General features: G+C 49.8%; 12 protein-coding genes and 1 pseudogene. 6 read left to right on the forward strand and 7 right to left on the reverse strand.

Annotation, left to right across the window (positions count from 1 at the left end):
* Positions 1–71 precede the first annotated feature (71 nt).
* The gene (locus AC3QL0_RS09660; RefSeq protein WP_493008291.1) at positions 72–2,336 is read left to right on the forward strand and encodes an Orn/Lys/Arg family decarboxylase; all 2,265 of its coding nucleotides are present in this window, start codon (positions 72–74) and stop codon (positions 2,334–2,336) included.
* An 87-nt stretch (positions 2,337–2,423) separates the two neighbouring features.
* Here the strand turns inward: AC3QL0_RS09660 and AC3QL0_RS09665 are convergent, their stop codons facing one another.
* Entirely contained in the window at positions 2,424–2,969 is a 546-nt protein-coding gene (locus AC3QL0_RS09665; RefSeq protein ID WP_493008292.1) for a carboxymuconolactone decarboxylase family protein, read from the reverse strand.
* A 66-nt stretch (positions 2,970–3,035) separates the two neighbouring features.
* Positions 3,036–4,139 (reverse strand): histidinol-phosphate transaminase, encoded by a 1,104-nt coding sequence (hisC, locus tag AC3QL0_RS09670; protein WP_493008293.1) that lies wholly within the window; start codon positions 4,137–4,139, stop codon positions 3,036–3,038.
* Positions 4,140–4,225: 86 nt separating this feature from the next.
* Here hisC and asd point away from each other — a divergent pair, with 86 nt between their 5' ends.
* Positions 4,226–5,140, forward strand: coding sequence for an archaetidylserine decarboxylase (asd, locus tag AC3QL0_RS09675; protein ID WP_493008294.1), 915 nt, complete (start codon positions 4,226–4,228; stop codon positions 5,138–5,140).
* A gap of 181 nt (positions 5,141–5,321) precedes the next feature.
* Here asd and AC3QL0_RS09680 read toward each other — a convergent pair whose 3' ends face one another.
* The 4 genes from AC3QL0_RS09680 to AC3QL0_RS09695 form a co-directional block, all read right to left on the reverse strand.
* Positions 5,322–6,683 carry an NCS1 family transporter gene (locus tag AC3QL0_RS09680; RefSeq protein WP_493008295.1) on the reverse strand — a complete coding sequence of 454 codons (1,362 nt, stop codon included), beginning with the start codon at positions 6,681–6,683 and terminating at the stop codon, positions 5,322–5,324.
* 22 nt (positions 6,684–6,705) lie between these two features.
* Positions 6,706–7,449, reverse strand: a complete 744-nt coding sequence (locus AC3QL0_RS09685) for an aspartate/glutamate racemase family protein (RefSeq protein WP_493008296.1) — start codon at positions 7,447–7,449, stop codon at positions 6,706–6,708.
* Positions 7,450–7,471: 22 nt separating this feature from the next.
* On the reverse strand, positions 7,472–8,215 hold the full coding sequence (locus AC3QL0_RS09690; protein WP_430220111.1) for a GntR family transcriptional regulator: 744 nt from the start codon (positions 8,213–8,215) through the stop codon (positions 7,472–7,474).
* A gap of 375 nt (positions 8,216–8,590) precedes the next feature.
* Positions 8,591–9,517: a LysR family transcriptional regulator gene (locus tag AC3QL0_RS09695; protein ID WP_493008297.1), complete on the reverse strand. Its 927-nt coding sequence runs from the start codon at positions 9,515–9,517 to the stop codon at positions 8,591–8,593.
* 157 nt (positions 9,518–9,674) lie between these two features.
* Here AC3QL0_RS09695 and AC3QL0_RS09700 point away from each other — a divergent pair, with 157 nt between their 5' ends.
* The 4 genes from AC3QL0_RS09700 to AC3QL0_RS09715 all read left to right on the forward strand — a co-directional run bounded on the left by AC3QL0_RS09700 (position 9,675) and on the right by AC3QL0_RS09715 (position 14,639).
* Positions 9,675–10,988, forward strand: coding sequence for a CitMHS family transporter (locus tag AC3QL0_RS09700; protein WP_493008298.1), 1,314 nt, complete (start codon positions 9,675–9,677; stop codon positions 10,986–10,988).
* 18 nt (positions 10,989–11,006) lie between these two features.
* A complete protein-coding gene (locus AC3QL0_RS09705; protein WP_493008299.1) occupies positions 11,007–12,374 on the forward strand; it encodes an acyclic terpene utilization AtuA family protein in 1,368 nt (455 codons plus the stop codon).
* The gene (locus tag AC3QL0_RS09710) at positions 12,371–12,697 is read left to right on the forward strand and encodes an AtuA-related protein (protein ID WP_493008300.1); all 327 of its coding nucleotides are present in this window, start codon (positions 12,371–12,373) and stop codon (positions 12,695–12,697) included. The genes AC3QL0_RS09705 and AC3QL0_RS09710 overlap by 4 nt, the downstream gene beginning before the upstream one ends.
* A 172-nt stretch (positions 12,698–12,869) precedes the next feature.
* The gene (locus tag AC3QL0_RS09715) at positions 12,870–14,639 is read left to right on the forward strand and encodes an SLC13 family permease (RefSeq protein WP_493008301.1); all 1,770 of its coding nucleotides are present in this window, start codon (positions 12,870–12,872) and stop codon (positions 14,637–14,639) included.
* Between the two features lie 191 nt (positions 14,640–14,830).
* Here AC3QL0_RS09715 and AC3QL0_RS09720 read toward each other — a convergent pair.
* Positions 14,831–15,349 (reverse strand): annotated as a pseudogene (locus AC3QL0_RS09720) (ATPase); the annotation flags it as partial.
* Positions 15,350–15,362: the final 13 nt, after the last annotated feature.

Raw genomic sequence — 15,362 nt, forward strand, 5'->3', positions numbered from 1 at the left:
TGTGATTACTACACCGTTGCCACATCGCTGAACACTTGTTGTTGCCTTAGCCCTTTTCTACAGGACACGCCATGCAGTTTCATTTCCCTATCGTCATCATTGACGAAGACTTTCGCTCCGAGAACACCTCTGGCCTAGGCATACGTGCGCTGGCGCAAGCCATTCAATCTGAAGGCTTTGATGCGCTGGGTGTCACCAGCTACCACGACCTTAGCCAGTTCGCCCAACAACAAAGTCGTGCCAGTACCTTCATTCTTTCCATTGATGATGAAGAGTTCACCACTGACACTGAAACCTCGCCTGCGCTACAAAACATCCGAACTTTTATCAGTGAAGTCAGACGCCGCAATGTGGACGTACCTATCTATGTGTACGGCGAAACCAAAACGGCACGTCACATGCCCAACGACATTTTGCGCGAGCTACAGGGTGTGATTCACATGTTTGAAGACACCCCAGAATTTGTCGCCCGCCATTTGATACGCGAGGCAAAAAACTACCTAAACGGCATCAAACCACCGTTTTTGAAGGCTTTGTTGGATTACGCAGAAGACGGATCCTACTCGTGGCACTGCCCTGGGCATTCTGGTGGCGTCGCCTTTTTGAAAAGCCCTGTAGGCCAAGTATTTCACCAATTCTTTGGTGAAAACATGCTGCGCGCTGACGTCTGCAACGCCGTAGAAGAGCTAGGGCAATTGCTAGATCACAATGGTGCCATTGGGGCCAGTGAGCGCAATGCCGCACGTATTTTTAACGCCGACCACTGCTTTTTCGTGACCAACGGCACCAGTACCAGCAACAAAATTGTGTGGCAACACGTAGTCGCTCCCGGCGATGTGGTCGTTGTCGATAGAAACTGCCATAAATCGTTGCTGCACAGCATTGTGCTAACTGGGGCCATTCCAGTATTTTTACGCCCTACTCGCAATCATCTAGGCTTGATTGGCCCCATAGCACGAGAAGAGTTTTCGCCTGAAGCTATCACAGCCAAAATCGCCGCACACCCATTGTTAGCCGATGTAGACCCTGACCGCATCAAACCCCGTATTTTGGTGCTCACGCAATCTACCTACGATGGCATTTTATACAACACCGAGGTCATTAAATCCGCTCTAGATGGCTACGTAGAAGCGCTGCATTTTGATGAAGCATGGATTCCCCACGCTGCATTTCATCCCTTTTACAGCAGTTACCATGCCATGGGTAAAAAGCGCCCACGCCCTCAGCACTCGTTGGTGTACTCCACACAATCCACCCACAAACTGTTGGCGGGTCTAAGCCAAGCCAGCCATATTTTGGTGCAAGATTCTGGCACGCCACAATTCGACAAACACTTGTTTAACGAAGCCTACTTAATGCACACCTCTACCTCGCCGCAATACGCGATTATTGCGAGTTGCGACGTTGCCGCTGCAATGATGGAGCCACCCGGTGGGCAAACCCTAGTAGAAGAAAGCATTGTGGAAGCGTTGGATTTTCGACGTGCCATGCGTCAAGTAGGCGAGCAGTTTACTGACGACGACTGGTGGTTCACCGTATGGGGACCAGACAAACTCGATGAAGAAGGCATAGGCGCTACCGCAGATTGGAAGCTTTACGGCAGCGGAGCAGAAGCCTCTTGGCACGGTTTTGGTGCACTGGCAGATGGTTTCAACATGCTAGACCCTATCAAAGCCACTATTGTCACCCCCGGCTTAAATTTGGATGGCCGTTTTGACACCACCGGCATACCCGCCCCCATCGTCACCAAATTCTTAGCTGAGCATGGCGTGATTATTGAAAAAACTGGCTTATACAGCTTCTTCATCATGTTCACCATAGGCATCACCAAAGGCCGCTGGAACTCACTAGTCACTGCCTTACAGCAGTTTAAAGACGACTATGAGCGCAACGTGCCGGTATGGCGAATTTTGCCTAGCTTCTGCAAAAAGTACCCACGCTACGAAGAAATGGGGCTGCGCGATTTATGCGAGCATGTACACGCTATTTACGCGACGCACGATATCGCACGCCTGACTACCGAGATGTACTTGGAAGAAGCCGTGCCTGTCATGAAACCTAGCGATGCCTATGCGCATATTGCCACCCATCGCACAGAACGCGTAGAAATAGACCAGCTCGAGGGTCATATCACCACCAGCTTAATTACGCCCTACCCGCCCGGCATTCCCTTGCTTATCCCTGGTGAGCGCTTTACTCGCAACATCGTGGAATACTTAAAATTCTCACGTGAACTGAACCGTTTAGCCCCTGGTTTTGGTACCGACATTCATGGCTTTGTAGAACTCAAAGATGCTGAGGGCAACCCACGCTATTACGTGGATTGCGTCGCCTAAGTCTCTTATCTACGCTCTACTTCAGATTTTCTACTCACAAAAAATACCGCAGCGTGACTGCGGTATTTTTCTTCCAGCTAACTGTGATTACGCGTCTTTACGCAGCTTCACAGCGGGGAAATCCACGGGTACGTCAAGCACCACATTGATATAGTTCGTGAACAAGTTCAGTGCTACATGCGCCAGTATTTCTACGATTTGCTCATCACTAAACCCTGCATCACGCACTGCTTGTACATCCGCATCTGTCACCTGACCTCTGTCATCCACAACTTTCAACACAAAGCGTAACGCCACTGCCGTTTTAGGCACAGCCGACTCACCTGCTTGGGCGGCGGCCAATTCGGCATCTGACGCACCTGCTTTACGCCCCAGCATCGTGTGCGCCGCCAAGCAATATTCGCAAGCATTGCGATCCGCCACGGCCACCGCAATCAGCTCGCCAAGTTTTGGGTCAATGGTCCCGTTACTCAACGCACCAAATGATCCCCACATACTTTGTAGGGCCGCCGTGGAATTTGCTACGGCCTTAAACATGGCCGGTGTGGCACCAAATGCACCATGAATCTGTTTCAACAACAGTTGACGATCGCCAATGGCAGTGCTGGGTTCAATAAGAGGAACTCTAGACATGTTGGAACTCCTTAACGTGGGAACAAAACTGACGCAGACATTGCGTGCAGTCACAACAAATACAGCTTAGGCATCCTGCTGACCCAGCAGATGCTCTAACACTTTCACTAAATACGTCGCTTGCTGGTCCGTACCGATGGAAATACGTAGATATTGAGCCACCCGTTCTTGGCGAAAATGGCGTACTAAAATTCTGGCTTCACGCAATCTGGAAGCCAGTTGTGCTGCGTTATGCTGCGGGTGACGCACAAATAAAAAGTTAGCTTTGGAAGGCAGTACCTCAAAACCCAAACCAGCCAAACCTTGAGCTAACCTCTCTCTCGTCGCCATCACCGCCTGACGCGTTTGCTCAAAATAAGCCTTGTCATCAAACGCCGCGACCGCCCCTGCTTGCGCCAAACATCCCAACGGAAACGAGTTAAAACTATTTTTGACTCTGTTGAGTGCACTGATCAGCGCGGGCTGCCCAATAGCAAACCCAACACGTAACCCAGCCAGTGAACGCGACTTAGAGAGCGTTTGTACAATTAATAAATTGGGGTACTGCTGCACCAGCGACACCGCCGATTGCCCTCCAAAATCCACATAAGCCTCATCCACCAACACCACACGCTGCGGATTCAACGCCAACAAATCGCGCACGGTATCCAACGACAAGCTTTCCCCAGTGGGCGCGTTAGGGTTAGACACCACTATTCCTGCAATGGGTGTATTGGCCTGCGCAGCCGCCGAAAAAGCGGCTACATCCATACGCAAATTCTCGTTCAGGGGCACTAATTCAGCCTCTATACCAAACAAACGGCAGTACACGCTGTAGAAGTTGTAAGTCACATCGGGAATCAATAACTTTGCGTGGTCGTGCTGAAAAAAAGCACAGAAAGCATGCGCGAGCACTTCGTCTGATCCATTCCCCACAAACACCTGCTCACGAGCCACCCCGTGATAGGCCGCAATGGTGGCGCACAACTGATCCGACTCTGGATCGGGATACAGCTTCAAGCTTTTTGCGGCTACCTCTGCAATGGCATCAATAACCTGCGGTGATGGCGGGTAGGGATTTTCATTGGTGTTGAGCTTCACCAATCCGCCCACCTTTGGCTGCTCGCCCGGCTGATAAGGTTGCAGATTTTGTATGCACGGGCTCATAAAGGATTCGTTCACGACAGTCATGCAATGCACTTCCATTTAATATGTCATGCGACAATATGAATTATGTATTGGTACAATAAACACAATACCACAATGTTTGAGCAATCATGACTATCTCGACTTTCCTACAACACCTGAGTCCGCTGCGTCTGCTCACACGCTGTGCAGGCGTCGTGGCACAAAGCCGCCGTCCTTTTATTGCACAGCCGTTAATACGCCGCTTCATTCGTCAACACGGCATAGACCTAAGCGAAGCCATACGCCGCCATCCCAGTGACTATGAAAGTTTTAATGATTTTTTCACTAGAGGTTTGCTACCTAGCGCTCGCCCTATTGCCGACACAGAATGGGTCAGTCCGGCTGACGGTGTCATTAGTCAGCGAGGAGAAATTGCCGCTGGCCAACTGATTCAAGCCAAACAACAGGCCTACAGTATCAACGGGTTGTTAGGCGACCCTGCACTGGCCCACTACTTGGAAGGTGGGTGCTTTACGACGGTGTACTTAAGTCCACGCGATTACCACCGTGTACACATGCCATGCGCGGGCCGTTTACTGGGTATGCGTTACATACCGGGAAAACTCTTTTCCGTTAGGCCGGATATCGTGAACGCCATGGATGGGCTGCTTGCACGTAATGAGAGGTTAGTGTGCTGGTTTCATCATCCACAGTGCGGAATCTTTGCCATGGTGCTGGTAGGCGCAGCCATTGTTGGCAGCATACATACCGTGTGGCATGGTGCCGTTAACGCCTCTGACCGTCGCTCCATACAAGAATGGCGTTATGCAGAACAGAACCACACGGTACGTTTTGCCAAAGGCGAAGAGATGGGTCACTTCCAGCTAGGTTCTACCGTTATTGTGTTGTTGCCCCAAACAGCGGTGACGTGGCATGCAGAATGGTATGTTGAAAGTACCGTCAAACAGGGTCAGGCAATGATTACCAACCCACCCCCATTGCTTTATACAAGGCAATCGCTCCTTGAACTTCAGCAAGCTTACTCAACGCCAACGCATCCTTAGCTTGATTGGAAGAGCGCTGCGCCAGTGCCAGTTCACATTCAGCCTTGGCTTGCCGTCGAAGTAGAACACAGGATGTCGGAGGTTATAAGCAGGGATGATGTATACGTAAATAAGGCTTTTACCCGCCACACACAAACGCCTTCGGCATCAACCGAAGGCGTTTTCTCGCTGTGCGGCTAACTTACTCTTTGAATCGCTGGCAAGGCCCCCAGTGCTGCATCAGCACGTAGTACACCACACCCGCCGGTATCAAACTTGCATACCAAGATATCGTAGAGAAGTACAACGCAATCGCCGCACCCACAGCCGAAGCAATAAAGCCTGCGTAATTCACCCCTTTATACGCCCCGTTTTCATCGTAGTATTTTTCCAGATTCAAACGACGTTTGCGGATGAGGTAATAATCCACCACCATCACAGCAAATATAGGGCCCAAGAACGCCGAATACGTCTGTACAAAAACCTGCAAACCAGCTGCAGACTCATCTTTCACCAACTCCCACGGGAACGTTAAAAAGGCAGCCAAACCCACAATAATGGTGGCGGCTTTAAAGGGAATCTTAAAAACATCCATCAATACATACGTAGGTGGAACCACATTATTCAAGACGTTGGTGGTCACTTGAGCAAAGGTAATGAAGAGCAACGTCGCAATTAACAATGGTTTGTTATCGACTGCGCTAGAAAAGACAGCAATAGGATCCGCATGACCTGTTGCGCCTGACACCATCAAACCAATCAGCCCCATGAATAATGTGCAAGGCAAGATAGACATGGCATACAGCGTAGTCAGTGGCCCACGTTTCATACCCGTTTGCAGCTCTCGGGAGTAATCGCTAACGTTCAACATCATGGTGCTATAAATCCCCAGGAACAGCATTGTCGCCCCCCAGAATTCTAGGCCCCATGTACCCTCAATACCCACTAGATTGGCATTAATTTCGTCGCCGTATTTATTGATGACGCTAAAGAACATATAGACCAACGACACCAAAATAAAGACGCTACCTATGTTTTCCAGCCACTTAATCCCTTGGAAACCTAAGGTAGACAAGGCGATCTGCAAGAACTGAAAGACTACAAACCAAAACACAATGCTTTCAAAACCAAACAGTGACGCCGAGACGGCATTCAATGCCCCAGCCCCAACCCAACTTTGAAAGCCATACCACACGATAGCGGGTATAGCGCGCACTAGCCCCGGGAACTTTGTCCCAGAAAAACCGAATGCCCCACGTGCTTGCACCACAAACGGAATGCCGTATTTGTAGCCTGCTGCACCGTTCAGCGTTAAGGCAATCCCAATGACAAAACACCCAATGGCAATCGCTAACGTCGCTTGTAAAAGATTAAGTGTTCCTACAATGCTGGACCCCATAGCAAACGTCCCTATGGAGACACACCCCCCAAACCAAGCCAGCAAATACGACCACTTCCCCATGATTCGTACACCCTGCGGGGCTAGTGACTCTTCTCCTGCGGCTTTAGTTTGTACTTCTTGCTGCTCGGTCGTCTGCCCCGTTTTTTCTATTGATTGAGTCATGTCTCTCTCCTTTGTGATGGTCTTACGCCATGTCTATATCGCTCAAATATGCATACTTACCTGTAAACTTTTTACGTAATGGAAAATTCAAATCACCAAACTTGCTGGTGTGTACACCTAGACCTACTAATGCCTCAGCCAACTTAACTGCGGCAGTTACTCCTTCAATTACTGGCATTTGCACGGCCTCACTGATGCTGTGCCGCAAGTCCGCCATACCACCGCAGCCCAGCACTACCGCACCAATCCCATCCTCTGCCTTGGCCCGCAAACACTCTTCTACGATTAAGCGAAATGCGGCATCGCCTTCCTCCTCTAAGGCCAGCACAGGGATCTCGGCCGCACGCACTTTTCTACAGTGCTCTTTAAAGCCGTACTGTTCTAACAAATGCTCGGCAATGATTCCGGTACGACTTAAAGTGGTCACGATAGAAAAGCGTGTACTCACCATCGCCGCCACGTGGAAAGCGGCTTCAGCAATACCAATAACGGGAGCGCGTGTCATTTCACGTGCCGCCAATAAACCAGGATCACCAAAACACGCAATAATGTAAGCATCCACTCCCTCTTGTTCACCTTTGCGTATTTCTTCCAGCACCCCCACCGCCGCAATCGCCTCGTCGTAATGAGACTCTATGGACACTGGGCCATCAGCGGGATTCGTGGCTGAAATAATCGTGCCTGCACTGGCTACCTCCTTTCCCGCTTCCCCAATTTTGGAAGTCATGGGAGCTGTAGTGTTAGGGTTAATCAAACGAATATGCATGCTTACGTCCTTACAATAAGTGCTAAGAATCTCGCTGACCGACTCGGCTGAGAATAGCTTTCAAATCCAGACTGCCTGTATCGCTGCGTTCTAAAATCACACTGCGTTCAATATCGCGTAAATGTGAATCCATCCATTGCTGAGCGGCTTCCATATCCTTCTCACGTAATAACTTCAAAATCTCTTTGTGCTGACTAGGCGGACAACTGCATGACTGTGAACCGCCAAAGGTCGCAATCACCAGCGATGTTCTGGCTACCAAATCTTCCAAAATGTCGGCCACCACATCATTGCCAGACAAGCGCGCTAACCGTATGTGAAATTGCCCCGATAGAAAAATAGATTGACGCCTATCTTGGATCTGTACAGCTTCGTCTTCTTGATGAGCAATATCTTCAATCTCTTGCCAGCTTTCTTCCGTGGCATTTTTCAGTACACACGGCAGCGCCCCCACTTCAATCATGCGTCGAGCCGCAAACAGATCTCTGGCTTCCTTGATGCTAGGCTGAGCCACTGAGGCACCGTGATGCATGCGTATATCCACCAATTTGTCATGTGCTAACGACTGAAACACCTTGCGTATGCTAGTTCTACTCACCCCATAACTTTCTGCCAATACATCTTCTGGCAGCCTAGTACCTGGCTCTAGGTGGTGTTCAACAATGGCCTGATATAGGTGCTCATAGATAGCCTCATCTTTGCTTTCTCGTCGTTTCAAACTTGAAGGTTTGATCACTGACGACACCTTACGTTTGGCGTCACTCATAGCCGTCCTTTATATGCTTTCAGTTATGCATATCATTCATACAACCGCCTGTACAAACTGATATTTTCATGATTTCCATATCTACTAGTTTATAGTTGTATACGATGTTGTATACAAAAATATCTTGGGTATTTACCCTAAACAAACAATAAAGTCGTTATATTTCAATACATTAAAAAAAATACAATACATAATAAGCTTAGAAATAGACGTAAAACCACGAAAAAAATCCACCATTTCATGTACAACATCAAAAACAATATAGATGCCCTAACGCACGACACCCGATTGAACGAGCCGCTATAGATGCCATTCCTATAGCCGCAAAAAAGCCCGCATTATGCGGGCTCGTTACAAGTTACAAAAAACGACATATTACTCAGTGTCACGCACCAACTGCCCCTGATCCGCCAACAACGGCAAACGCTCATGCAACACCTCCACAAACGCTTGGGCTGCAGCACTTAACGGCTGACGACGCAATTGCAGCACACCCAATAACCGTCGCAAACTGCTGCCAGCCACAGGTCTATATTCCAACCCTTCACATGACGCTGCCTGCAATGTAGATAGCGGCAATACGGCTACTCCTAGCCCTGCCCGTACCATACTGATGGCCGTAGACAAATACGCCACTTCACAGGCGATTTCTATATCCACACCTTCGGCCTCTAACGCTCGATGCACCGACTGACGTACGCTAGATCCTCTGGATGTCAGCACATGCGGATACTGCGTCATTTGCTTCCAACTTGGACATGCCTCTTGCTGCAACGGATGCTCTGGCGGAAAAAACACCACCATTTGATCCTCCATTAATGGCGTAAATTGCAGCGTCCTATCCCTGTTCCCCCAAGGACCTAAGCCTATGTCCACCTGCTCTTCACGCACCAACGCAATAATGCTATCTGCAGACACGTCATCAATTTGTATTTCTATACCCGGATAGCGCTGTCGGTAAGTACGCATCACCTCTGGTAACCACGCTGCCGCAATTGACGGCAATGATGCAACGGCTAATCTACCACTTTTGAGCTCAGCAATATCTTGTCCTTGCTGCACCGCCCCATCAAACTCATCCAGAATACGCTGCATAGCAGGTATTAACCGACGCCCGGCTTCGGTTAATGAGACTTGCCGCCTATCTCTATCGAACAAGCGGGTGCCCAGTTCGTCTTCCAATTGTTTAATTTGTACCGTAAGCGCAGGCTGAGACACATGCAATTGACTTGCTGCCTGCGTAAAACTGGAGTGCCTGGCCACTGCCAAAAATGCCCGTATATGCCTAAAACCTTGCTTCATTTAAAAAACAAATCACAGAGATAATAAAAATTCAATTTTCTAATAATAGCGCTAATCGTATGCTTGGGGCACGTCCGCTTCACGCCTTGCGAGCCAGAAAGCGGACTTAACCAAGAAGCCTGCTTGTAGTCAGGCCATTATTTTCAGGAGACATCCTATGCTCGCTTTGCTTGGGCTATTGACTGTACTGGTGTTACTGGCCGGTATTATGAGTAACCGCCTTTCCCCCTTAGTGGCATTAATCGCCATTCCGGTGGTGGCGGCACTAATTGGTGGCTTCGCCCCCGAATTGGGTGGCTTTATGGTCAATGGCGTAAAAAATATTGCCCCTGTAGCGGGCATGTTTGTGTTTGCCATTCTGTTTTTTGGCATTCTGACGGATGCTGGCACCCTAGACCCAATCATTAACCGTATCCTGAAAATCGTCGGCAACAACCCTGTGCGTATCGTCATGGGTACCGCCATATTGGCCGCCATCGTACATTTGGACGGCTCTGGTGCGGTGACCTTTATGGTCACTATTCCTGCGTTACTCCCCTTGTATGAGCGCTTAAACATAGACCGACGCATCTTGGCATGCGTGGTCGCAATGGCTGCAGGTGTAGGCAATATGCTGCCGTGGGGTGGCCCAGTATTGCGCGCCGCCGCCGCACTAGAAGTACCAGTCATGGACTTGTACCTACCTTTGCTACCCGTGCAGTTAACCGGCTTTGCCTTTGTGTTGCTGTGTGCATGGTGGTTGGGAAAACGTGCCAGTACCTCGGTAGATTTTCAAAGCGTGGCCTCAGGTCATGCCACAGTAATTCCTGCAGTTGAAAACAAAGAAATCGCCCCAGAAAACGACGTACGTCGCCCCCATTTATTTTGGATCAATATTGCTCTGATCATTGTGGTGATTGGCACCATGATCTCTAGCCTGCTTGAGCCTGTAGTGTGCTTTATGCTGGGTACCATTATTGCCTTGTTGATTAACTATCCTAACTCCAAACAACAACGCGAACGTATTGATGCGCACTCCAAAGCCGCACTATTAATGGCTAGCGTGTTGTTTGCTGCAGGTGTATTCACTGGCATCATGAACGGTACCGGCATGCTTAAAGCCATGGCTACCTTTGCTGCTGACCACATTCCCTCTAGCGCTGCTACTCACCTACCTTTCTTGTTGGGTTTGGTTTCCACCCCCTTAAGCCTACTGTTTGATCCTGACTCCTTCTACTTCGGTGTCATGCCAGTACTGGGTCAAGTAGTACAAGCACATGGCGGTTCAGCAATAGAAGTGGCCTACGCCGCAACCATGGGCCAAATGACGGTGGGCTTCCCTATCAGCCCCCTCACACCAGCCACCTTCTTACTTGTGGGCTTATGCAAAATTGAACTGGGTGCGCACCAACGCTTCACCTTACCCTTCCTCATGGCTACCTCCATCTTGATGACCTTCGTTGCCGTGGCCTTGGGTTTGTTCCCCCTTTAACGTGCGAGAGTATTTGTCATGACTAACGCCCACTCTTCTTACCTACGCTTGGGTTCAGGTGCCGGTTACTCTGGTGACCGCATCGACCCTGCAGTAGAGTTGGCCCGCGATGGGCAGATTGATTATTTAATTTTTGAATGCTTGGCGGAACGCACCATCGCTTTAGCACAGCAGGAGCGCCTGCATCATCCAGACAAAGGCTACGACCCTTTGCTGACTGAGCGCATGCAAAGTGTGCTGCCTTTAATGTTTGATGCTGGTGGTCAACGGCGCTTTAGAATTATCAGCAACATGGGGGCAGCCAACCCCATTGCTGCGGCCAAACACGTCAGCCACATTGCTAACACACTAGGCTTACATGGCCTAAAAGTTGCCGCTGTTGTAGGCGACGATGTACTAGATCAAATACGCACCAGCAACGACCTGCTGGATAACGGCCAGACCCCCGCACAATTGGGAGATAAGCTGGTATCTGCCAACGCCTATTTGGGTGCGGCAGGTATGGTAGAAGCCATAGAGGCTGGCGCAGACATTATCCTGACAGGGCGTGTTGCCGACCCTGCCCTTTTTCTTGCGCCGTTAATCGCTGAATTTAAATGGTCATGGAACGATTGGGAGAAACTGGGCACCGGTACCTTGGTAGGCCACTTATTAGAATGTGCAGGTCAAGTCAGCGGTGGCTACTTTGCAGACCCGGGCATCAAAAACGTGAATAACTTAGCAAGGCTAGGCTTCCCCATTGCCCAGGTCTCAGCCAATGGTGACGTGCTCATCACCAAGGTCAAAGGCTCTGGCGGGCAAATCACCGTACAAACCTGCATCGAGCAACTGCTGTACGAAATTCACGACCCTAGTCGCTACCTCACCCCTGATGTAATCGCCAATTTTTCTAACGTGCGCTTTACCGAACAGGCTGTAGATGAAATCCACGCTGAAGGTGCTAGCGGCCAAGAAAAGTCTGGCCTCTTTAAAGTGAGTGTAGGCTACTTAGACGGCTACCTAGGTGAAGGACAAATTTCCTACGGTGGCCCTAACGCCTTGGCACGCGCCACGCTCGCTAGAGACATCGTGCTAGAGCGCATCACCATGTTGGGGCTAGACGTAGACGACTTACGCGCCGACCTGATTGGCATGAGCTCCCTTTACGGCAATGCACAACCACCTGCCACAACAGAGCCACAAGAGCTACGCTTACGCATTGCCGGCCGTTGTGCCAACCCCGCCCACGCCAAACAACTGGGCAATGAAGTTGAAGCCCTATACACCAACGGTCCAGCCGGCGGTGGTGGCGCGAGCAAATCCACCCGCCAAGTGGTCGCTGTAGCCTCGTTGCTATGGCCTTCAGACCGTATTCCTTACGCCGTACACATGGAGACCGTGGAATGAAACTACACCAACTCGCACACTCCCGTACTGGCGACAAAGGCGACACCTCTAACATATCAGTCATCGCTTACTCTGCTCGCGACTACGATTACCTATGCCAACAACTTAGCCCCGAACGTGTGCAAGCACACCTGCAAGGCTTAATGCCCGAAGTCCCACCAGCAAAGTGGTGCATCAAACGCTATGAGTTGCCACAACTACAGGCACTGAATTTTGTGATTTCTGGTGTACTACGAGGCGGCGTAACCCGATCTACAGCCTTAGATGCACATGGAAAAAGCTTAAGTAGCTTAATGTTGGATCTAGAATTGGAAGAAAGGTAAATAAAAGGTGGCTTAGCGCCACCTTTTTTATTGCCCTGCCCTAAGCTCTTCGCTAACCCTCGCTTAAAAGTTACTGCATATTACTCCTGAAGATCGACGATATTTTTAACGCTACTATTAAAGACAGGCTACATGCCTTCGGCGAAGAATAACAACGCAGGAGCAACACAGCATGACAGCAGACATTGCGGTAGTTTTGGGTTTAGCTTTCATAGCGATAATTTTATTTGCCACGGAAAAGCTCAGGATAGATGCTATTGCCTTGTTGGTCTTAGGTACGCTCGCCATTCTAGGGTTGATCTCTCCTGAACAAGCTGTAGTGGGGTTTAGCAATGCTGCCACCATTACCGTTGCTGCCATGTTTGTACTGGCAGCTGGTCTGCAAAACAGTGGTGCGCTATCCGGCATTGGTGACTTATTAAGTAAAGCTAAATCCCCCTTTCAGTTTCTGCTTGTTCTCTTTCTGATTTTGGCTGTCATTGCCCCTTTCGTAAACAATACCGCCGTAGTTGCCGTCTTTATTCCCATTGTGATGACTGCTACCGCACGCATCGGCATGTCGGCCTCTAAAGCCCTTATCCCGCTCTCGTATGTATCACAAATGGCGGGGGTATGTACGCTGGTAGGTACATCAACCAACCTATTAGTGAACGCTATTGCCCGCGACATGGGGCACCCAGGTTTTAGTATGTTTGAATTCACCTCTTTGGGGGTAATTTGCATGGCCGTAGGCTGTGTGTACCTGCTGACTATAGGACGCTGGCTATTACCGGACACTCGTGGTAGCGAGCTGGTGGAAGAATACGAACTGGGTAAATACATCACCGAATTACGCGTCATGCCAGACTCATCATTAATTGGACAATCCGTTGGCGACGCCAAACTGGGGGAAGAATACGGTGTGTTTGTACTAGAACTATTACGCGATGGCCGCAAAGTTTGGGGGCCACGTGAGCAAAAACTAGAACAAGACGACATCTTGCTGGCCCGGGGTGACTGGACACAGCTAGACGAACTACGCAAACAAACAGGTCTAGAAGTAGACCCTCAATTCAAACTAGAACAAAAATCCTTTGAACAAGTAGAGCAAGTGCTCACCGAAGTGATGATTGCACCACGCTCGCACATTAGTGGCGGCACACTGAGCGCCTTGGGCCATGTAGGCTGGTACAAAAATGTGACCGTACTCGGCATCCATAGACGCGGACAAGTGCTGCGCGAACAGCTTAAAACCGTACGTTTACGAGTGGGTGACATACTGCTGTTACTCATCCCTGAGTCTGAAAAATCCGACTTACGTGCCGACAAAAACCTCATCGTATTGTCTGAACGTGAAGCAGAGAAAAAAATGGGCTGGCGTGCGCCCTTTGCCTTACTGACCATGGCACTAGTCATCGCCCTTCCAGCTATAGGCTGGGTGCCCATTAGCATTACCTCATTACTGGGTGCTGTTGCCATGACACTGGCTGGCTGCTTACAAGCTGATGAAGTTTACGACTCTATAGACTGGCGCATTATTATCCTCATGGCGGGTTTATTACCGTTAGGGATGGCTATGAGTGAAACCGGTGCTGCCGCATTCTTAGTAGAAAACACCGTTGGCTTAGTACAGTCCTACGGACCTCTAACTGTGCTTGCCGTGGTGTACTTAATGGCACTATTACTCACCGAGTTCATGAGTAATGCCGCTGCTGCCGTACTGCTTACCCCCATCGGCATGTCAACAGCACAAATGCTGGATGTGGATGCTACCCCCTTCCTTATCGCAGTAACCTTTGCTGCTTCCACCAGTTTTGCTACGCCCGTAGGCTATCAAACCAACACCATGGTGTATGGTGCTGGGGGTTATAAATTCACGGATTTCATTAAGGTTGGCTTGCCACTAAACCTGCTGTTCTGGGTGCTGGGCGTCGTGTTTATTCCGGTGTTTTGGCCTTTTTAGCCCTGCTCACGTTGCAACAATTGCTTAGCAGACACTGTGACTCGCTGGCCATTCTCTACCACCACTATCGCTGTCGTGGTTTGTATAGCGATGTGTTTGGCCGACTCAGCCGCTCGCTGCAACGCGACGAAAGAAGCTGGTAAGTCTGGGTTGCTTGCCGCGGCTAGATTAAGCGTACTGTTACGCCCAGCCTCTCCCCATTCCACCAGCCTAGGTGGATGAACAGAGTTATCATAAAGTACCCAATCATCCACATGGTGACGATACTGCTGCATCAGGTTTTTAATACCAGCCTCAAAACGCCTATGTATCACAGCTTCTGGAATATGGTGCCCGCCTTGACGCACACGTTGCGCGACACGCTCTACCGCCATATCCGCTTGCGGCAAGCCTAGAAAATATAAACTGACCTGATAGCCTTGCGCCCGCCACTGCGGAATATGACGGATGTAGCCCTGACCTGACAACGTGGTTTCTATTGCAAAGCTCTGGTTTTGCTCTACCGCCTGCCCCACCTCATCCAGCATCAAACGCCCTGCTTTTATTGCCACCGCCTCAGGTGCAAAAGGCGATAAACCCGCCGCGATTAAATCAGCATTAATAAAACGTAAAACCCCCGCTTCCACAGGTAAAAAAGCACGGGCAAACGTGGTCTTCCCCGCTCCATTTGGTCCTGCAAAAATAAGGATTTTTTTGTTGATCGTTGTCATCGCTGTATCCACA

It is taken from the genome of Paenalcaligenes sp. GW821-LYS-B07-1 (genome assembly GCF_058803365.1).

What these genes read in the sequence shown, in the direction of transcription:
- AC3QL0_RS09660 (WP_493008291.1), top strand. Translation starts at nt 72, where the DNA reads ATGCAGTTTCATTTCCCTATCGTCATCATTGACGAAGACTTTCGCTCC.
- AC3QL0_RS09665 (WP_493008292.1), bottom strand. Translation starts at nt 2,969, where the DNA reads ATGTCTAGAGTTCCTCTTATTGAACCCAGCACTGCCATTGGCGATCGT.
- hisC (WP_493008293.1), bottom strand. Translation starts at nt 4,139, where the DNA reads ATGACTGTCGTGAACGAATCCTTTATGAGCCCGTGCATACAAAATCTG.
- asd (WP_493008294.1), top strand. Translation starts at nt 4,226, where the DNA reads ATGACTATCTCGACTTTCCTACAACACCTGAGTCCGCTGCGTCTGCTC.
- AC3QL0_RS09680 (WP_493008295.1), bottom strand. Translation starts at nt 6,683, where the DNA reads ATGACTCAATCAATAGAAAAAACGGGGCAGACGACCGAGCAGCAAGAA.
- AC3QL0_RS09685 (WP_493008296.1), bottom strand. Translation starts at nt 7,449, where the DNA reads ATGCATATTCGTTTGATTAACCCTAACACTACAGCTCCCATGACTTCC.
- AC3QL0_RS09690 (WP_430220111.1), bottom strand. Translation starts at nt 8,215, where the DNA reads ATGAGTGACGCCAAACGTAAGGTGTCGTCAGTGATCAAACCTTCAAGT.
- AC3QL0_RS09695 (WP_493008297.1), bottom strand. Translation starts at nt 9,517, where the DNA reads ATGAAGCAAGGTTTTAGGCATATACGGGCATTTTTGGCAGTGGCCAGG.
- AC3QL0_RS09700 (WP_493008298.1), top strand. Translation starts at nt 9,675, where the DNA reads ATGCTCGCTTTGCTTGGGCTATTGACTGTACTGGTGTTACTGGCCGGT.
- AC3QL0_RS09705 (WP_493008299.1), top strand. Translation starts at nt 11,007, where the DNA reads ATGACTAACGCCCACTCTTCTTACCTACGCTTGGGTTCAGGTGCCGGT.
- AC3QL0_RS09710 (WP_493008300.1), top strand. Translation starts at nt 12,371, where the DNA reads ATGAAACTACACCAACTCGCACACTCCCGTACTGGCGACAAAGGCGAC.
- AC3QL0_RS09715 (WP_493008301.1), top strand. Translation starts at nt 12,870, where the DNA reads ATGACAGCAGACATTGCGGTAGTTTTGGGTTTAGCTTTCATAGCGATA.